We start from the raw sequence: 18,884 nt of genomic DNA, 5'->3' as shown, positions 1-18,884 counted from the left end.
GGATACATAGAGGTTTAGACTATGCTTTTAGGATGGATCATATCCTTTAAAATTTGTATACCAAAATCTTTTAATAAAGTAGATAATAAAGCAACAGGGAGCCCAACCACATTGAAATAATCTCCCTCAATTTTTTCAATAAATATGGCACCAAAGCCTTGAATCCCATAAGAACCGGCCTTATCCATCGGTTCCTTCGTCGCAATGTACAAACGAATCTCTTCTTCTGATAAGGGATCCATATATACTTTTGTCATTTGATAAGATGCCTTCACTTCCCTTGTTTTTGCATCAACGACTGCAACTCCACTAAATACCTGATGGGATCTACCTTGTAGTCTGTTTAACATTTGAAAAGCGTCTTCTTCATCCTTGGGTTTTCCTAAAATTTGCCCATCCAATACAACAATTGTGTCAGCACCAATGATGATTCCCTCTTGATAATAGGAAGCAATATCCATAGCCTTTCTTGTTGCCAGCTGTTTCACTATATCTTCAGGGGAATTTGACTCATTATAACTTTCATCTACATCACTTGGATGAACCAAAAAGGAGATTCCAATTAATTCTAATATCTCTCTACGCCGAGGAGATGAAGAAGCTAAAATGATTTTTTCCATTGAAATCACCTATATTTTCGATATAACCAGAATGCTAGGCCTAGACCAATAAAACTAGCTAAGTTTAGTTTAACCTGAACATTGAAATCATACTTCAAAATATTTAAATCTGCGCGTGGGTGCCAAACAATTTGTTGACTTTCCTTCAAAATTGGAAGCCATTCTCCTAGGATTTGTCCAATTAAACTTCCTAAGAGCAATCCACTAATGAGAATAATAACAAATATCAATGTCTGCGGTGCCTTCATCTGTTTCTATTTCTCCCCTAAACAATATATTTTTTGTTTAAAATTGTCATGATATGTCAATTTAAGTGTAGCAAAAGTATCATAAGGTGACAAGCAAAACAACAGAAGTTTCCTTACAAAATTCGAAGGGAGTCGTCACTTTTGTGGGGAGAATGTAAAAAAGACTGCTAGAACTCCTAACAGTCTTAAGTAAATCTTTAAGGTTCATCTAAGAATCAGTTGGGCTCCAGCAATGCCTGGAGCAGTCATTTCTTTGGTATCTAAAATCAGTTCTAGTTCCTCTTCTGTGAGTAAACCTCTTTCTAAACAAATTTCCCTTACAGGTTTGCCTGTTGTTAATGCTTCCTTTGCCACCTGTGTTGCAATCTCATATCCCACATGCGGATTAATCGCGGTTACAATGCCCACACTATTTTCAACCAATTGTTTACAACGTTCCACATTTGCCGTTATTCCATCAATTAAATATTGGGTGAAAACACGAATACCATTTTGAAGAATACTTAATGATTGCAAAAGATTAAAAACCAATACTGGCTCCATTACATTTAACTCTAATTGGCCTGCCTCTGAAGCTAAGGAAATAGTATGATCATTGCCAATGACTTGGAAAGCTATCTGGTTAATCACTTCTGCCATAACAGGATTCACCTTACCAGGCATAATAGATGATCCAGGTTGCCGAGGCGGTAAATTGATTTCATTGAATCCAGTGCGAGGACCAGAGGCCATCAATCGCAAGTCATTAGCCATTTTCGAAAGGTTAATCGCTAATATTTTAAGTGAAGATGAGACTTCTGTGTAAGCATCTGTATTTTGAGTTGCATCCACAAGATTTTTGGCATTTTTTAAAGGTAGACCCGTAATTTCAGCTAAAATTTCTACAACTCGCTTAATATATTGAGGCATGGCATTTAATCCAGTTCCAACAGCTGTTGCTCCCATGTTCACTTCTCCAAGGTGTTGAACGGATTGTTGAATCCGAGTGATATCACGGCTAATCACATTGCCATATGCGCTAAATTCTTGCCCTAAACGAATAGGCACTGCATCTTGAAGATGAGTTCTACCCATTTTAATTACATCGTCAAATTCTTGCGTTTTCTTCTCCAATGATTGATGTAGTTCCTTTAATGCTTCAATCAACCCCTTGGATAAGTTGAAAACAGCAATATGTATAGCAGTTGGAAAGGCATCATTGGTGGATTGAGCCATATTGACATGGGTATTAGGGCTTACTAATAGGTAATTTCCTTTTTCCCCACCCATGATTTCAATAGCACGGTTGGCAATTACTTCATTCGCATTCATATTAAATGAAGTTCCTGCTCCACCTTGAATAGAATCAACAATAAAATGTTCATGCAATTTACCTTCTATTACTTCTTCAGCCGCTTGAATAATCGCACCAGCTATTTTTTTGTTTAATACCCCTACCTCTGAGTTAGCCATTGCAGCCGCTTTTTTTACATAGCCAAAAGCCCGAATTAATTCCTTGTGTGGAGGATATCCCGTAATGGGAAAGTTTTCTACTGCACGCATGGTTTGAATTCCATAATAAGCATCTTTTGGTACTTCTTTTGTGCCTAACAGGTCTTTTTCTAGGCGAAATTCACTCATCTAAGGTTACCCCCATGTAATTTCAAAATTTACCATCCTTATTATCTCACTGAGGCAGTAGAAAAACAATCAATATTCAATTTTTTTAACTTACTTTAGGAAAGATGGACTGATAATTCATTTTATAATTCATCAATGCCTCTTGAATTTTCCAGGCATATTGAGGATTGGGATTTTTTTGTATGCATTCAGTGCGGTTATCGCATAGTTCATCTGCTCCGTCATTTTTTGTACTATATTTTGTTCGTTTAATTGATTATGCTGTGTAAGTAAACCAGTTAATACTTGACCCTCATTGATAAATTCTTGGTGGCTTTTAATGATTGTAGCATCTTCTACCTTCTCGTTTAGATTAGTTAACATTTTTACTGATTGGTCGGTTAAAAGAATGACTAGTTGTTCGCCTGTATTGATCCATTTTGTGAAGCTTTCAGCTGTTTGCTTTGACATATTACCGTTAAAAGCAGGGATCACATACTCTTTTACATAGGCTTCCATACCGCTTTCTGTTAAGATTTCTTTTAACTTATCTGCGTTTTCTTTTCTTATTGCAATCCCCATAAATACCCGGTAAGGTGCGCTATTTGTTACCACACCTACTTTCCCTTTATTCACAAGCGTATTGATCACATTTTGCGCCCCAGTTTGGTCAGAAAATACCCCAGCTTGAATCATATACATGAATTGCTCTGGAACCAATGCAATAGCTCCTTGATTCTGTTCAGGATTATTCACCACAGAAATTTCATTGATCGGAGGGGTAGTAGGGGCCGCATCACCATTCATCATTGGATAAACAAAATATTGAAGAACGATCCAACCAAATAATAACCCAGTTGCAATGGCACTTACTCCTGCTGCAAACGTTTTTAGCCAAAGTAAATTCGAGTGGGAGGAATTTCTTTTTCTCTTTGAACTATTCCTAGGTAGTAGTTGATCATTATACATTTGGCGATTTTCTAATTGTTCATCAATTTCAATATCATATTTAGGTTTCGAATGTTCTTTTTCCAAGATGTTTTCATCTTTTTTTTCACTTTTCTTTTCGCTTTGCTTTTCGTTTTTTGTATTTTGATTTAGTAATTCGATAGGTAATAATAGGGATTCTGTAGGTTCTTTTTTCGATAGGGTGGGTTTTACACTTGGTATCGTTAGTTCTTTTTCCATATTCCAGGTAATCGTTTCCTTATTTCTTTTATCAAGAGGTTTCCATGCTCTTACATTTACTTTTGGTTTGTCCATCCTCAAACACTCCTTGTCCTAATCTCTTAATCCCATATATATGTATTTAGAAGATTAATAGAACATGGAGAACAAAAAAAGTAGAAAGAAATACACGGACAACGCAGCGCGTTGGAATGTACAAACTTATTTTATTGGATTTGTTCGATTTTCAGGTTTGTAAGTTGGGATGGCTGGAAGGTTTGGAATCAAGTCTTTCAGCTCAGGGTAAAAATAGGTATATAACGTTAATTCTGCTGTCAGTTTAGTGCTTGCTTCGCTTTCTCCACTTACTTCCCATTTCCAATTGACTAAATCAATCAATCGCTCCGATTCATAAACATCTTGAATAAAAGCTCTCATTCTATCATAATCTCCCTCTAGCTTTAACTGAATTGCTAGAGTTTGCAATCCATTAGTTGGTTGCTCCGAACTTTTAGCTTGATTCGACTGTCTTTGCATTTCATCCATATTAATCGTGAGTATATCGATATCATTCTTGTCTGCTATTTGATTTAAATACAACAAAATCTGAGGTACCCCTTTATTCGCAGGTAAATGGACAGAATAATTAGTAACTTCCTTAGAGATCGGTTGTTTTTTTATTTTGGCTATTTGCTCTGATGTCAAGGTGGATAGTTCTTTTTCTTGCTTAATCTCATTTACGATCTGGTCGATTTGTTTATCTAACCGATTCACTTTATAAAAGTAAAAGCTTCCCATCAATACAAAAAAGGCGAAGAGGAGAAGTAATGCTTTTTTACCTTCATTCATTCTTATAATTCCCCTCCTTTATGGCTAAGGATGGAAGATTAAGATCGATTTGAATTGTAATTTGATAAACGTCTATTTCAGGTGGTTGTATCAACGTTTCTGTAGGTTCCTTTGTTATTGTAAGATTGCTTTCAGAAACCAATATGTCTTGGATATACGTTTCCTGTGTCGTTGTTTCCTGTGTGTTAATAAAATTAGCTTCCTTTATCCATTCGATTTGATTTAACCATTGAATATATTGTCCCACTCTTTCTAATGAATGAAAATAACCGATCATCTCTATTTTCCCATTATTTTTCCAGCTCATGCTAATAATATTTCCATCTTTTGGTAATTTTTTGCTAATCTCATCTACTAATGATATCCAATTGATATGAGCCGAATCTAACTGTTTTATGGTTTCTAAATAAAGAGCAGGCAATTGACGTTCTTGCCTCATTTGATTTAATTGATTTGTAGAAGCCTTACGTTCTTTTTTTAGTTGCTCTAAAATCTGCGTTTGACTCGTTAACTGGTTAGATTTACTCCAGATTTGTAGCCCTACAAAGGAACTATAGACAATGACAATCAAACCTATTACAACTGCTATCGGCCAAAGAAATTTTTTAGTTGTCGGCACCTGTGGTAATAAATTAATTTCCATGGCCATGTCTCACCTCTTTAAAAAGCATACCAGCAGCCACTTCATATCCCAATAATTGTTCATTAGTCATAGGAACAGTGATTTGTTTAGGCTGACAAGTCAACTGATGAACAGTAACATCAATTCGCTCTTGTAAGTATTGGTAGAAACTATCCGTAAAAGGAAGATCAGTAGCAATCCAACATCCTTTCATTCGTTTGTCCCTCTTGTTTAAGGTATATTGGAAGAAATTGATGGCCCGCTCTATTTCATTTCCTAAGTCGAAGACATAGGATTGGTAATTCTCCTTCTTTTGAATTCTTTCCAACAAGGTTTTTGCATCCAAAACTTCTTCAACCGACAAATCAGATAAAAACGATGTAATAACCATGGGAATATGCCGAGTAAACCAAACAATTCCTTCATCTAAGATATGAATATCGATGCCTTCTTTTGTTACATATGACAGAAGGATCGGTTCATCCTTTAGTTGTGGATGTAGCTGTTTAAACAAACGATAAAGGCTTAAGGCTGGAATATCGATGATTTTTGCTTTCAAACGGTTTTCTTGCAGCCCTTCAACTAGTGGATAAATGAGTTGACCTGGTGCAGCTACTAATACGACTTGGGCAGCCAATTCCCCTTCTTCATTCAATATTGGTTCTTTTGTTTTTATTTTTACTAGGTCTATAATCGGTTGTTCAAACGGAAGATGGATAGTACTCCCTATTTCGAATTGTACCATTTGCTTTAAATCTTTTTCTTGCACGTCAGGCAAAGTAAGCTGTCGGACAATAATGAATGAACTTGGAATCACAAGATGTACCGATTTAGCTTTAATCTTATATTGTTTTACTTGAGTTTTTAACAACTCCGTCCATTTCTTTTTATCTAGTATCCCACCTTCATCTACGATGGAATTTTCTATGGAAAATACTTGATGAACGGTAGAGATTTCCCTTTCTATTATCGAAGCTTCTAAAAAACGAATCTTGTGCTCTTCAAATACAATCGATAATAGCCGTTGTTTTTTTGAAAAAATATTTCTCATGTTGATCCTACCTCCTCCCCGTCAAAAACAATATCTTGTTCAAATGATAATAAGATGCTTAATCTACTTTCCAGCTTATAATGCTTAGCCCCTTTACCTTGTACCCTTTATTCCAACCATTGTGGTTTCCGTTATCATTGCCTTCATCTTGTATGTTTTCTTTGTCTTTGTCTTTGTCTTTGTCTTTGTCTTTGTCTTTGTCTTTATCTTTTTCCTTCTTTTGTTTGTCAATTTCATCAAGCCACTTATACCAACCATAATGGTTGCCATTTGTCGCGGTGAAATCAAACTCAACGGTGATCTTTGTGGAATAAACTAGATTGCCGTTTGTCGCCGTTCCTGTGGAAATTAAGTGTTCTCCATCTTGAACGACTTGAAACTCTAATTTTATCTTATCTTCAGATAATATCGTATCAGTTAACGGGAATTCAGAGATCGTATCACGGTTTTTAAGTCCTATTTTCTTACCGTTCCCGTTCCCATTTTCATTCCCATTTCCATTATTATTTTTCTCACCATCTACTTCATCTTCTTCTTGTCCAGCAAATAGACCAATAAGATCAATTCCCCTCGCTATCCCTGCCTCTGCAGCGTAATATGCTTGCATTTTTAATTCTTCTTTTAATACATTTTGATGATGTGTAAATAAAACATATAGCAAGCTTGTCCCTAATATACCAATGATCGTTGTGAATAATAGGACCATGATGAGTGCAGAACCATTCTCTTTATTCAATTGATTCTTGATTTGGCACATCGATCTCATCCTTAATTCTTTTTATCATCTACTTGAGAAAAAATGGTTATTTCAATAGGAGCAGATTGATTTTGATTCATAAATTCTATTGAAAGGTTAACACCTATTCTGTTCCCTTGTATTCTTTTTACAACTTGAAAGGAAGAAACATCTTTCAACAAGGTAAGTTCAGAGTCTTTCATTTTGATTTTTTTCGTAACTTGATCATATTCAATTGAAATGGATGGTTCAATATTTTTTGTAATCGTGACTGATATGGCATTTCCTAAGAAATCTGTCTGAATAGTTATGTCACTAGCATCTCGGACTTGATTGGAAAACCATTGAATAAAAAAAGCGGACTCATCATTTTTAAAAGAGCCTTCATTGATTTCTTTATGACTTTTTAGAAAGTAAAGTTGAACAGAAGAGATCGCCAAAATAATCACACTTAGGATCATAATCACAGCTAATAGTTCAATTAATGTAACCCCTTTTTGATTCCTAAAGTATTTTCTCATCATTTTGGATCCCTTACTTCTGTCATTAAAAAGGTCAAACGTTGATTTGGATCAATATTTTGCCAATAGACACTTACTTTGATTTGATCCAATTTCGATTGATTATTTTTACTTACTTCTACTTGTGTTTTATATGACTCGTCTGTATAAACCCCAGCCATTTTTGAATCGATCTTTGCTTCTTCCATATACTTTTGAGCAAGCGAAATAGCTTTTACTTTTCTTAGATCATCGATGTAGGAGGAATAACTATACCCCAATAGCTGAAAAACAGGAATAATGATGATTGCTAAAATAGTAATGGCAGCAAGTAATTCAATCAGGGTAATCCCCTTTTGATTCTGTATATATTGATTTTTCAAAGGTACTACCTCCTTTTGAATTGTTAATATAACCCAAGATACCACTGCCAGATTTGATTTCCAAGGAAATAAGTAATCATTGTTCCAATAAAAATAAAAGGTCCAAAAGGAATCAATTGCTTTTGTTTTACAACCCCTAATAACATCAGGATTCCACCAATCACGGCACCGATCCCTGTCGACAAAAAGAGTGCCAGCAAGGTGTTTTGCCATCCTAAGACCAAGCCAATGAGGAAGAATAACTTAATATCCCCACCACCCATTCCACCTCGACTTAAAATAGCAATTAGTAAGAGTAACCCTCCACCTAAAACTGCGCCAATCCAATAATTCCAAATCGATAATGGATGAATCCAAAAACGAAGAATCAAAAATAAGGCGATCCCAAAATAAGTAATACGGTTAGGAATCACTTGATACTTAAGATCGCTTAAGGTAGCGGCGATCATGATCATAGCAAAAGGATAAGCGATGATAAGCTCCTTAGAAAAACCAAAAGAAAACTGAATCAAAAAAATAGAACAAGAGTCAAAAGCTCTCCTAATGGATAAATAGGAGAAATCTTAACCCGACAATATCGACACTTTCCCTTTAACCCGATGTAGCTTAAAACAGGAATTAAATCTAGTACAGATAAACGATGTTGACAAGATGGGCAATGGGAAGGTGGATAAATAATCGATTCATTTTTGGGTATGCGTAAAGCGACTACATTTAAAAATGAGCCGATAAATAAGGTTAAGAGAATATAGATTGTCCAAAATAGTAAATTCATAGAGATCCCTCGATTTTTAAAAAATAGGGAAGTGCCAACTCAGGAAAGTTGGCACCTGAAGATAATTGAGTATAAGTTTATTTTAGTTTGCAGTTACAGTCACTTTTCCATTAGAATCAATTGTAGCACTAAAATTAGTCTTACCTTTTTCTTTTGGTACGGGAACTTCTTTTAAATATCCCTTGTCAACTAATACACTTAATTGAACCGGTTCAGTTTCTGAAGTTGGAGTTGTAATGTCTCCCTTAATAGCTGCCCTTTGAACAGCATCTGCTATAATTGCTATTGATGCTTCGTCAGTATTCTTGCCAGCATCAGAGATCTGATTAACAACTACCGGAACAGCCACTGCTGCAATAATACCTAAGATCACAATAACAGCCAGTAACTCAATTAAAGTAACACCGCGTTGATTCTTTACATGTTTACGTATCATTTCTCTCATGGTTCTCACCTCCCATTTCTCTTTTTATCTTTACATAAAAGTATTAACTTTGTTGTGGCCACTGAGGATCGCACTCTCGGCCACACTAACTCCCAATCAGATTATAAATTCCAAACATCGGCATAATAACAGCCAGTATTATTGTACCGACAATCACCGTTAAAAAAACGATCATCAATGGCTCAATCAATGATTTTAATTGGTCTGTCATCGTTTCTACATCAGCTTCATAAAAATCCGCCACTTTATTCAACATTTCATCAATCGAACCCGTTTCTTCTCCAATCGCCATCATATGTGTTAATAATGGTGGGAAAAGCGGATTTTTTTTCAAAGGTTCGTGTAAAGGATTGCCTTGGCGCAAATGGTCTCTTGCATCGCGAATTGGTTTTGCAATCGCTTCGTTATTCACCACTTGACTCACCATCGTTAAGGCCTGAAGAATCGGTACGGCACTCGCTAATAAGGTACTAAAGGTTCTTGAAAATCTGGATAAAGCCGATTTTTGCATCAACTTACCAAATACAGGAATTTTTAATTTCGCATAATCTAAATAGTATTTCCATTTCAGGTTTTTACTAACCATATATAAAGAACCAACGATAAGAAGAACAAATCCGATCAGCATATACAACTGATGGATAAAAAAGTTACTGATTCCAATCACAATCCTCGTTGGGAGTGGAAGCTCCGCACCAAAATCGGCATACATATTCACAAACCCTGGTACTACTTTAATTAGTAAAAAGATGGTTACGAGAACGGCAAAGATACTGACCACTGTTGGATAGGTTAAAGCCGATTTTACCTTTTTCCTTGTGTTACTCTCTTTCTCTAAAAAAATGGCAACACCATTTAAAGTTTCATCTAAATTCCCGGAAATTTCCCCTGCTCTTACCATGTTGATGATTAAAACAGGAAAAATTTTAGGGTGGTTGGAAAGTGCTGAAGAGAAGGTTTCTCCATTTCGCACATCTGCTTCAATTTGTCGTAGGATTTTACGAAATTTTTTGTTTTCTGTCTGTTCAGTTAAAACAAATAAGGCATCAATAATTGTAACCCCTGCTTTGATTAAGGTAGCTAACTGTCTAATGAATACTACTAATTCTTCCACTTTGACTATTTTTCCAATTTCAATTTCTCTTTTTAAAGCATTGGTTCTCGATTTTTTAATTTGTAGAATATAGAAGCCTTGATTTTTTAATTCCATAATCGCCATATCTCGTCGATCGCTTTCGATGGTCCCATTGATTCGATTTCCTTTTCGATCAACGACTAGATATTGAAATTGGGCCATCCTTCTCACCTACTTATACATTCCAATTAAGTACCACTTTTTTTGCTATCTCATCATTAATTTTCCCTTGTGCAACTAATTGCTTTAATGCCATTTCCATCGTTTTCATACCAAACCCTTTTCCTGTTTGCATCACGGTTTTAATTTGATGAACCTTTTCCGTGCGTATCAGATTGGCTACTGCAGGTGTATTCACCAAAATCTCCATTGCCACCACTCGACCTTTTTCATCAATCGTTGGTATTAGCCTTTGTGAGATGATTCCTACTAAAACCGATGCAAGCTGAATACGAATTTGTGATTGTTGGTAGGCAGGAAATACATCGATGATTCGGTCGATCGTATTCGCTGCATCAGTCGTATGTAAGGTAGCAAAAACCAAATGGCCTGTTTCTGCTGCAGTAATAGCGGTTGAAATGGTTTCTAAATCTCTCATTTCTCCTACTAAAATAACATCTGGGTCTTGACGTAAGGAGGAGCGCAATGCAGTTGCAAAACTAGAAGAATCAACACCGATCTCACGTTGGTCAATTAAACTTCTTCCATGGCGGTGTAAGTATTCGATCGGATCCTCCAACGTAATAATATGCTTATCTTGAGTCTGGTTAATCAGATCGATCATGGATGCTAAAGTTGTTGATTTTCCACTGCCTGTTGGTCCAGTTACCAAGATTAGCCCCTGCGGTTTTTCAATAAAGGTTTTCAAGATTGGAGGAGCCCCTAATTCTTCTAAACCAGGAATTTTGGTAGGAATGACGCGAACAGCCAAACTTACTGTCCCTCTTTGTTGATAGGCATTGATTCTAAATCTTGAGATACCAGGGACTCCATAGGAAAAATCTAATTCTCTCTTTTCTAAAAACTCTTGGTATTGGCTTTCTGTTACAATTGATCTTAAAAAATCTACCGTGTCCGTAGGGGTTAACACAGTATCACCCATCGAAACGAGTTTCCCATGAATGCGAAAGGTAGGTTTTGCCCCTACTGTAATATGTAAATCAGAAGCTTGTCGGTTAAATGCTTCTAGCATTAACTCTTCAATCGAATACATATCGATTCACCTCAATCATTCATCGTCGCCCTCATTACTTCTGAAATCGTAGTTAGCCCAAGGCGTACCTTTTTCAGTCCATCTTCGACCATCGTGACAAAACCCTTTTCTTTAAAATACTCTCTATAGGCTGAATCGGGCTTTTTCTCTACAATCATTTGTTTCATTTGCTCATCTAATTCTAACAATTCATGAATGGCAATTCTACCTCGATATCCAGTACGATTGCATTTAGAACAGCCCCGTCCTTTTAATAGTTTGGGCTTTTCTATATGATATTGATCAAGTAACAATTGTTCCTCAATAGTTGGCCTATATTCTTCTGCACAATCGGTACAAACCCTTCTAACTAGCCTTTGGGCAACCACGCCACTTACAGAAGAAGAGATAAGAAAGGGCTCTATTCCCATATCGATTAACCGAGTCATACTTGATACGGCATCATTGGTATGTAATGTACTTAAAACCAGATGTCCTGTTAGTGCTGAACGGATTGCCATTTCTGCCGTTTCTGTATCACGAATTTCCCCAACCATGATAATATTAGGATCTTGACGTAAAATAGATCTTAAACCTTTAGCAAACGTTAGTTCAATTTTTTCATTTACTTGAACTTGGTTAACTCCTTGCAGTTGATATTCCACAGGATCTTCTACAGTGATGATATTTACATCGTCATGATTTAATTCATTAAGTGCTGCATAGAGTGTGGAAGTTTTCCCACTACCAGTTGGTCCTGTAATTAAGATCAATCCATATGCTTTTTTAAACATTCGGCGAAATTTTTGTGCATGCTCTTCTGTAAAACCAAGTTGTTCAATGTGTTTTACTGCTTGACTTAAATCTAATAATCTTAACACTACTTTTTCACCATTAACGGTAGGTAGAGTAGAAACCCTAATATCTATGGTACGATGGTCAATTACCATTTGGATACGGCCATCTTGAGGCAGTCGTTTTTCAGCAATATTAAGGTTCGCCATCACCTTTAGTCTTGCTGTTACAATTGGTTGCATATGTTTGGATACCGTTTGTTCCGTACGAATGACGCCATCGACACGAAAACGAATCCTTAATTCATGATCTGTCGGATCAAAATGGATGTCACTTGCTTGTTGCTGAACGGCATTTTGAATAATTTGATTCACCATTCGACGAATCGGTGCATCATCCGATTGATTCTCTTCATCTTCATATTCCTCTTTTGGAAGTTGTTGCATAATCTCTTTTACTGTTTCCTGCATCCCGTAAAAGCGATCAATCGTTTTTGATAATTCATCTTTGGTTGCAATCACAGGTTCAATTTGAAAACCGGTGGTCATTCTCAAATCATCAATTGCATAATAATCTAAAGGATCAGCCATGGCAACAGTAAGTTTATTTCCTTTTTTTTAATTGGAATAACTTGATAACGAATAGCTAACGATTCTGGAATAATCTGGGCAATTGAGCGATCGATCTGATATTTATATAAACTAACGTGAGGGATTCCTAATTGGAATTCTAATACTTCGATCAATTGTTGTTCTGTAATAAAACCATTTGTAATCAGGGTATCTCCTAATCTTTTTTTGGTTTGCTTTTGGATCTTTAATGCTTCCTCTAACTGCTCCTGTGTAATTAGACCACTTTCTACTAAAATATCTCCGATCCGTTTTTTTGCCATAAAAAGTATCCACCCTTCAAACCTCGAAATAGGACTATTGAACTATAATTCTTAATCTTTATATATTCGTTAAAAGGAGTCGTTTCCCTGCAATGATTCAATTGTTAATCAAGGAAATTTTTTTAAAAAACTGTGACAAAAGAAAAGACACCCTTCACAACAAGAAGGATGCCTCATTGGTCACAATCATTCGATTTCTTTTTTCTTTCTCTTCCAAACCTCTGCCAGTTGGGAAGCTACCTTCCAAATATCTCCTGCTCCCATCGTTAGGATCAGATCATTTGGTCTTGATGATTCAACTAAATAGTCAAATACTTCTTCTTTTGTAGGAAAAAATTTCACGTTTCCATTACTGTTTTGGCGGATTAATTCCACCAATTTTTGAGCATTAACCCCTTCAATCTTATTATCACCCGCAGGAGAATAGATATTGGTGATGATTACTTCGTCTGCTTCTGCAAAAGCACGGCTAAATTGATCTAAAAGGAAAAAGGTGCGTGTATAACGTTGAGGTTGAAATACAGCTACAATTCTCTTTTCAGTTGCTTTGGCAGCACTAATCGTCGCTTGAATTTCTGTAGGATGATGGGCATAGTCATCAACAACTGTCATTCCATTATATTCCCCAATCACTTGGAATCTTCTTTTTGCTCCTGTGAATTCATGTAAAGCCCGAGCAATTCCTTCAAAGGAAATGTCTGCTTCAAGACCAACAATCAGGGTAGCCAATGCATTTAAAACATTATGCTTTCCGGGAATTGATAATTGCACTTGCCCTAACTCTTTTCCATGATAAACAGCAGTAAAAGAAACCGTTCGATCGATAAAAGTAAGCTCTTTTGCATACATATCTGCCTTTGGATCAAATCCAAATGTGATCACTTTACCTTTTAAGTCTGGAAGAAGCTCTTGTATGTAAGAATCATCGTAGCACACGACAGCGATCCCGTCATGTTTAACTTGATTAAGAAATTTGCAATAAGCTTCTTTTAAATTATCAAAATTTCCATCATAGTTTTCTAAATGATCGGCTTCAATATTGGTTACAACAGCAATTGATGGAAAGTATTGCAGAAAAGTCCCATCGCTTTCATCGGCTTCAGCAACCACATATTCACCTTTCCCAGCTTTAGCATTACTGCCAATATTCAAAACCTCTCCACCGATTACAAAGGTTGGGTCTAATTGATTATATTCCATGACTAAAGCTATCATTGAGGAGGTTGTTGTTTTTCCATGAGCTCCAGCAACAGCAACCCCTTTCTTTTCATTTAAAAGTCTTGCCAACATTTCAGATCTGTGAATAAGAGGAATATTCTGTTTCTCCGCTGCTAGCAATTCGACATTGTTTTTTGGGATATCTGTGGAATAGACAACTAATTCCGCACCGTCAATATTGGATTCGTGATGGCCAATAAAAATATTTGCTCCCCTAGCACCTAACTTATCTGTTAAATCCTTACGAGTGACATCAGAACCGCTTACTTGATATCCTAAATCAAGCATGACGCGAGCAATGGCACTCATTCCATAGCCACCAATCCCAATAAAATGAACATGTTGTGTTTTATTCACCTTATTCACCAACCTTCAATTCTTTTCACGTTCGTTTAAAAGAAATCGACGAACATCAGAAATCATATACAATGACCCAGTAATGATCACTAGATCATCAGGGTCAGCCATTTGAATCGCCCGATCAACAGCTTGTTGCCAATTAGAAATCTCTATCACTTCTTTTTGTTGATCAATAGAATGAATCTTATTTCTTACGTCTTCTGTTTTTGCTGCTCTTGGAAAATCAGGTTCTGTCACAATCAGCAGATCAGCAATGGGAAGTATCGCTTGATAAAAGTTGCTAATCGCTTTATCTGCTAAAATCCCTGTAACCATGATACAGCGCTGATAAGAAAATAGAGAAATGGTCTCTGCTAAGCTTTTAGCCCCTTCAGGATTATGAGCACCATCGATCACGATTTTAGGCTGTTCAGAAAGCACTTCTAATCGGCCTGGCCAAAACGTGCTTTTCATCCCTGAATAAAATGCCTCTTCATCTATATAGAAAGCATAGAACTGCCGCAAAACATCTAATGCCATAAGTGAGACAGCCGCATTTTTCACTTGGTGTGGGCCTAACATTCTAATCTGAATCTCAGGCATGGTCAAAAAAGGGTCTGTAAAATCAAAGGAACTTCCCTCTTGATTTATTTTATTGGCAGTAAAAGTAAAGTGTTCATTTAACTGATAAATTGGGGCTTTTTTAGACGCAGCCATTTCCTTGATCACTTGTAAAGCCTCTTCATCTTCAACTCCAGAAATAACTGGAACTCCTGGTTTGATAATCCCCGCCTTTTCCCATGCAATTTCTTTGATGGTATCTCCTAATAGATTCATATGATCGTATCCCACATTAGTGATCACAGATACAATAGGGTGAACCACATTGGTGGAATCTAATCTTCCTCCAAGCCCTGTTTCCCAAACCACTACATCAGGATAGGCTATGGTCGCATAATATTGAATAGCGATCACTGTTACCACTTCAAATTCAGTTGGCGTCCCCAATTCCATATGGGAGAGCTCTTCAGCTAAAGGGATCACCTGATTTAAGGTCTTAACTAAGTCCTCGCCTGAAATATCCTTGCCATTTACTTGAATTCGATTGGTAAATTCAATTAAATAAGGAGAGGTAAAGGTACCTACTTTATAACCAGATTTCCTTAAGACTTGGCTAATAAAGCTTACTGTTGACCCTTTACCGTTCGTCCCTGCAACATGGACAAATTTAACCCTTCGTTCAGGATGGTCTAATCTCTCTAACATCCATTCCATACGATCTAGTCCTGGTTTAATCCCTAATGTTTTTAAACTGTGAATCCATTCAATTGCTTCTTCCTTTGTTCTCACTTTACCTAACCCCATGACAATCCACCACTCTCAAAATATACTATGACATTTTTAGCTCTTTGATTCTTGCTAATACTTTGTCTCTTTTTTCAAGATAGTCTTGCTCTTTTTCTTTTTCTTTGGCTATAACGTCAGCAGGTGCTTTATCTACAAAACCTTTATTAGCTAATTTCTTTTGAACTCGTTCTACTTCAAAATTAAGGGTCTCTAATTCTTTTTCCAATCTGCTTATTTCTTGACTAATGTCAATTAAGCCAGTTAAAGGCAAATAAATCTCTGCTCCTGTCACAATTGCGGACATTGCTTTTTCAGGTGAAGTAACCTCTGTAGAGATTTCTAAGATTTCTGGATTACAGAACTTTTTAATATATGAGATTCCTTTGAGTAAAATCTCTTCATTGGTTTTATTCACTGGTTTAATGAGAAGCTGAATTTTTTTGCTTAATGGCACGTTGACTTCTGCACGGATATTACGAACAGAGCGGATCACATCCATTAATAATACCATTTCTTTTGCTGCTTGTTCATTAACAAATTCTTCACGATATTCTGGCCAGCTTGCTAGAGTAATACTTTCCCCTTCATGTGGAAGGTGTTGCCAAATCTCTTCTGTAATAAATGGCATATAAGGGTGTAACAAACGTAAGGTACGATCTAAGACATAGGTAAGAACCGATTTCGTCGTTTTCTTCGCTTGCTCATGGTCACCATATAAAGGAAGTTTGGCTAATTCAATATACCAGTCACAAAATTCATCCCAAATGAAGTTGGTCAACATTCTTCCAGCCTCACCAAATTCATATTGTTCTAACAGTCTTGTGACAGCTTTTACTGTTTCATTAAAACGATGTAAAATCCATTGATCCGCAGTCGTTAATGTACCTGATAAATCAATATCTTTTACAGAAAAATCGCCTAAGTTCATGATGGTAAAACGGGAAGCATTCCAAATTTTATTTGCAAAATTACGGGCAGCTTCTACCCTTTCAAAATGGAATCTTAAGTCTTGCCCAGGCGTACCCCCTGTTGCCAGCATGAAACGTAGGGCATCTGCGCCATATTGATCAATCACTTCGATTGGATCAATTCCATTTCCTAGGGATTTGGACATTTTTCTTCCTTCACTATCACGAACCAAGCCGTGAATATAGACATTTTTAAATGGATTTTCTCCAGTAAATTCTAGGGCAGTGAAGATCATTCTTGCCACCCAAAAGAAGATGATGTCATATCCAGTTACCAATACATTTGTTGGATAAAATCTTTGTAAATCTTCCGTTCGCTCTGGCCAACCCATCGTTGAAAATGGCCATAAACCAGAACTAAACCAAGTGTCTAAAACATCTTCATCTTGTTTAAGATGGGTGTGGCCACAGTTTAAACATGATTTTGGCTCTTCCATTTGGACGATCGTTTCGCCACAATCTTCACAGTACCAAGCAGGTATACGATGACCCCACCATAATTGTCTGGAAATACACCAGTCGCGAATATTTTCAATCCAATTTAGATAGATCTTTTCAAAACGTTCTGGTACAAAGTGAACACCATTACCGCTTTTTTGTTGTTGAATTGCTTTTTCTGCCAGAGGCTTCATCTTCACAAACCATTGGGTAGATAAATAGGGTTCAACAACCGCCCCTGTTCGTTGACTATGTCCAACAGAATGAAGATGTTCTTCAATTTTAAAAAGAATCCCTTGTTCCTGAAGATCTTTGACAATTTGTTTACGACATTCAAAACGATCCATGCCTTGATATTTTCCAGCATTCTCGTTCATATGTCCTGATTCATCCATCACTAAAACCTGTGGAAGTTGATGACGTAAGCCAATTTCAAAGTCATTCGGATCATGGGCAGGTGTTATTTTTACTGCACCACTTCCAAACTCTTTTTCAACATATTCGTCTGCAATAATTGGAACCTCACGGTCTGTAATAGGTAAGACTACCGTTTTGCCGATTAAATGTTGGTAACGTTCATCATTTGGATGCACAGCAACCGCAGTATCCCCTAACATGGTTTCAGGACGAGTAGTGGCAACGACAATATGACCACTTCCATCCTTCAGTGGGTATTTCATATGATATAAAGCACCCATGATTTCTTTATATTCTACTTCAATATCTGATAAAGCGGTTCTTGCTTCTGGATCCCAGTTAATAATATATTTTCCACGATAGATGAGTCCTTTTTCATAAAAACTAACAAAAACCTTACGAACTGCTTGGGATAAGCCTTCATCAAGGGTAAAACGCTCTCTAGAATAATCTAAAGAGAGTCCTAATTTGGCCCATTGTTCATGAATTCGATTAGCATACTTTTCTTTCCATTCCCATGCGTGCTCAAGAAATTTTTCCCGCCCAAGATCATAGCGGCTAATCCCTTCTTCTCGAAGCTTTGCCTCTACTTTGGCTTGCGTCGCTATTCCAGCGTGATCTGTTCCTGGTAACCATAAAGCGTCATATCCCTGCATTCGCTTCATCCGAATGATGATATCCTGTAAAGAGAAGTCCAATGCATGACCAATATGCAACATCCCTGTCACATTGGGTGGTGGAATCACAATACTATAGGGTTGTTTTGATGTATCTTTGCCTGCTTTAAAAAATTCGTGCTCTAACCAATATTCATACCACTTTTTCTCAATATCCTTCGGATCGTATTGAGTTGGGATTTGTAATTCAAGTTGTTCAGCCATTGATTTTCCTCCTATTCATAATACCCATAAAATATAAAAAACCCTTTCCATCCCAAAGGACGAAAAGAGTTTGTTTTCGCGGTGCCACCTTTGTTCATGAAACACAACTAGCTTAGACCTAGCTCTATTTGTGTGTTCATGCACTCAATCAGTAACGGTTGATGATCCGGTCCATTCTACATCATTTCAAATGGACAACTTCAGGGCGACCTTCAGTAACTTCTGCCTTAGGAAACCTTACAGCTAATGGTTTCCCTCTCTTGAAGG

General features: G+C 36.8%; 18 protein-coding genes, 1 pseudogene and 1 other annotated feature (1 of these 20 running past the window's edge). All 19 genes and pseudogenes read right to left on the bottom strand.

Annotated features, from left to right (window positions below; genetic code table 11):
* Window positions 1-14 precede the first annotated feature (14 nt).
* Window positions 15-620, bottom strand: a complete 606-nt coding sequence (locus U473_RS02680) for a Maf family protein (RefSeq protein ID WP_068723086.1) — start codon at window positions 618-620, stop codon at window positions 15-17.
* 5 nt (window positions 621-625) lie between these two features.
* A complete protein-coding gene (locus tag U473_RS02675) occupies window positions 626-868 on the bottom strand; it encodes a DUF4321 domain-containing protein (protein WP_068723084.1) in 243 nt (80 codons plus the stop codon).
* Window positions 869-1,072: 204 nt separating this feature from the next.
* Window positions 1,073-2,488: an aspartate ammonia-lyase gene (aspA, locus tag U473_RS02670; RefSeq protein ID WP_068723081.1), complete on the bottom strand. Its 1,416-nt coding sequence runs from the start codon at window positions 2,486-2,488 to the stop codon at window positions 1,073-1,075.
* Between the two features lie 132 nt (window positions 2,489-2,620).
* Window positions 2,621-3,730 (bottom strand): SPOR domain-containing protein, encoded by a 1,110-nt coding sequence (locus U473_RS02665; RefSeq protein ID WP_068723079.1) that lies wholly within the window; start codon window positions 3,728-3,730, stop codon window positions 2,621-2,623.
* Window positions 3,731-3,856: 126 nt separating this feature from the next.
* Window positions 3,857-4,483, bottom strand: a complete 627-nt coding sequence (gene pilO, locus U473_RS02660; RefSeq protein ID WP_068723077.1) for a type 4a pilus biogenesis protein PilO — start codon at window positions 4,481-4,483, stop codon at window positions 3,857-3,859.
* The gene (locus U473_RS02655; protein ID WP_068723075.1) at window positions 4,476-5,126 is read right to left on the bottom strand and encodes a PilN domain-containing protein; all 651 of its coding nucleotides are present in this window, start codon (window positions 5,124-5,126) and stop codon (window positions 4,476-4,478) included. The genes pilO and U473_RS02655 overlap by 8 nt, the downstream gene beginning before the upstream one ends.
* Window positions 5,116-6,156, bottom strand: coding sequence for a type IV pilus biogenesis protein PilM (gene pilM / locus U473_RS02650; RefSeq protein ID WP_068723074.1), 1,041 nt, complete (start codon window positions 6,154-6,156; stop codon window positions 5,116-5,118). Before pilM ends, U473_RS02655 begins: the two co-directional genes overlap by 11 nt.
* Before the next feature lie 58 nt (window positions 6,157-6,214).
* Complete coding sequence (locus U473_RS14885; RefSeq protein WP_068723072.1) at window positions 6,215-6,913, bottom strand: pilus assembly PilX N-terminal domain-containing protein; 699 nt, start codon at window positions 6,911-6,913, stop codon at window positions 6,215-6,217.
* Window positions 6,914-6,924: 11 nt separating this feature from the next.
* Window positions 6,925-7,413: a prepilin-type N-terminal cleavage/methylation domain-containing protein gene (locus U473_RS02640; RefSeq protein ID WP_321164137.1), complete on the bottom strand. Its 489-nt coding sequence runs from the start codon at window positions 7,411-7,413 to the stop codon at window positions 6,925-6,927.
* On the bottom strand, window positions 7,413-7,775 hold the full coding sequence (locus tag U473_RS14710) for a prepilin-type N-terminal cleavage/methylation domain-containing protein (protein ID WP_068723067.1): 363 nt from the start codon (window positions 7,773-7,775) through the stop codon (window positions 7,413-7,415). Before U473_RS14710 ends, U473_RS02640 begins: the two co-directional genes overlap by 1 nt.
* A gap of 23 nt (window positions 7,776-7,798) precedes the next feature.
* Window positions 7,799-8,287, bottom strand: a complete 489-nt coding sequence (locus tag U473_RS02630) for a prepilin peptidase (RefSeq protein ID WP_153011983.1) — start codon at window positions 8,285-8,287, stop codon at window positions 7,799-7,801.
* A complete protein-coding gene (locus U473_RS15460; RefSeq protein ID WP_153011982.1) occupies window positions 8,284-8,550 on the bottom strand; it encodes a prepilin peptidase in 267 nt (88 codons plus the stop codon). Before U473_RS15460 ends, U473_RS02630 begins: the two co-directional genes overlap by 4 nt.
* 82 nt (window positions 8,551-8,632) lie before the next feature.
* On the bottom strand, window positions 8,633-8,995 hold the full coding sequence (locus U473_RS02625) for a competence type IV pilus major pilin ComGC (protein ID WP_068723065.1): 363 nt from the start codon (window positions 8,993-8,995) through the stop codon (window positions 8,633-8,635).
* A gap of 85 nt (window positions 8,996-9,080) precedes the next feature.
* Window positions 9,081-10,292 carry a type II secretion system F family protein gene (locus U473_RS02620; protein ID WP_068723063.1) on the bottom strand — a complete coding sequence of 404 codons (1,212 nt, stop codon included), beginning with the start codon at window positions 10,290-10,292 and terminating at the stop codon, window positions 9,081-9,083.
* A gap of 13 nt (window positions 10,293-10,305) precedes the next feature.
* Entirely contained in the window at window positions 10,306-11,343 is a 1,038-nt protein-coding gene (locus U473_RS02615; protein ID WP_068723061.1) for a type IV pilus twitching motility protein PilT, read from the bottom strand.
* A gap of 11 nt (window positions 11,344-11,354) precedes the next feature.
* A pseudogene (locus tag U473_RS02610) lies at window positions 11,355-13,009 on the bottom strand (GspE/PulE family protein).
* Between the two features lie 186 nt (window positions 13,010-13,195).
* Window positions 13,196-14,584, bottom strand: a complete 1,389-nt coding sequence (gene murC, locus U473_RS02605; protein ID WP_068723060.1) for a UDP-N-acetylmuramate--L-alanine ligase — start codon at window positions 14,582-14,584, stop codon at window positions 13,196-13,198.
* A gap of 15 nt (window positions 14,585-14,599) precedes the next feature.
* The gene (locus U473_RS02600; protein ID WP_068723058.1) at window positions 14,600-15,931 is read right to left on the bottom strand and encodes a bifunctional folylpolyglutamate synthase/dihydrofolate synthase; all 1,332 of its coding nucleotides are present in this window, start codon (window positions 15,929-15,931) and stop codon (window positions 14,600-14,602) included.
* Window positions 15,932-15,956: 25 nt separating this feature from the next.
* Window positions 15,957-18,617, bottom strand: a complete 2,661-nt coding sequence (locus U473_RS02595) for a valine--tRNA ligase (protein WP_068723056.1) — start codon at window positions 18,615-18,617, stop codon at window positions 15,957-15,959.
* A gap of 52 nt (window positions 18,618-18,669) precedes the next feature.
* Window positions 18,670-18,884: a binding site (T-box leader), on the bottom strand (it continues 35 nt past the right edge of the window).

The sequence above is a fragment of the Tepidibacillus decaturensis genome (assembly GCF_001561915.1).
GTDB lineage: Bacteria > Bacillota > Bacilli > Tepidibacillales > Tepidibacillaceae > Tepidibacillus_B > Tepidibacillus_B infernus.
Note: the sequence above shows the minus strand (reverse complement) of the source record. Positions and strands in the feature narration are given on the sequence as shown.

Excerpts from the sequence above, each read along its gene's own strand:
- U473_RS02680 (WP_068723086.1), bottom strand. The coding sequence starts at position 620 with ATGGAAAAAATCATTTTAGCTTCTTCATCTCCTCGGCGTAGAGAGATA.
- U473_RS02675 (WP_068723084.1), bottom strand. The coding sequence starts at position 868 with ATGAAGGCACCGCAGACATTGATATTTGTTATTATTCTCATTAGTGGA.
- aspA (WP_068723081.1), bottom strand. The coding sequence starts at position 2,488 with ATGAGTGAATTTCGCCTAGAAAAAGACCTGTTAGGCACAAAAGAAGTA.
- U473_RS02665 (WP_068723079.1), bottom strand. The coding sequence starts at position 3,730 with ATGGACAAACCAAAAGTAAATGTAAGAGCATGGAAACCTCTTGATAAA.
- pilO (WP_068723077.1), bottom strand. The coding sequence starts at position 4,483 with ATGAATGAAGGTAAAAAAGCATTACTTCTCCTCTTCGCCTTTTTTGTA.
- U473_RS02655 (WP_068723075.1), bottom strand. The coding sequence starts at position 5,126 with ATGGAAATTAATTTATTACCACAGGTGCCGACAACTAAAAAATTTCTT.
- pilM (WP_068723074.1), bottom strand. The coding sequence starts at position 6,156 with ATGAGAAATATTTTTTCAAAAAAACAACGGCTATTATCGATTGTATTT.
- U473_RS14885 (WP_068723072.1), bottom strand. The coding sequence starts at position 6,913 with ATGTGCCAAATCAAGAATCAATTGAATAAAGAGAATGGTTCTGCACTC.
- U473_RS02640 (WP_321164137.1), bottom strand. The coding sequence starts at position 7,413 with ATGAGAAAATACTTTAGGAATCAAAAAGGGGTTACATTAATTGAACTA.
- U473_RS15460 (WP_153011982.1), bottom strand. The coding sequence starts at position 8,550 with ATGAATTTACTATTTTGGACAATCTATATTCTCTTAACCTTATTTATC.
- U473_RS02625 (WP_068723065.1), bottom strand. The coding sequence starts at position 8,995 with ATGAGAGAAATGATACGTAAACATGTAAAGAATCAACGCGGTGTTACT.
- U473_RS02620 (WP_068723063.1), bottom strand. The coding sequence starts at position 10,292 with ATGGCCCAATTTCAATATCTAGTCGTTGATCGAAAAGGAAATCGAATC.
- U473_RS02615 (WP_068723061.1), bottom strand. The coding sequence starts at position 11,343 with ATGTATTCGATTGAAGAGTTAATGCTAGAAGCATTTAACCGACAAGCT.
- U473_RS02600 (WP_068723058.1), bottom strand. The coding sequence starts at position 15,931 with ATGGGGTTAGGTAAAGTGAGAACAAAGGAAGAAGCAATTGAATGGATT.
- U473_RS02595 (WP_068723056.1), bottom strand. The coding sequence starts at position 18,617 with ATGGCTGAACAACTTGAATTACAAATCCCAACTCAATACGATCCGAAG.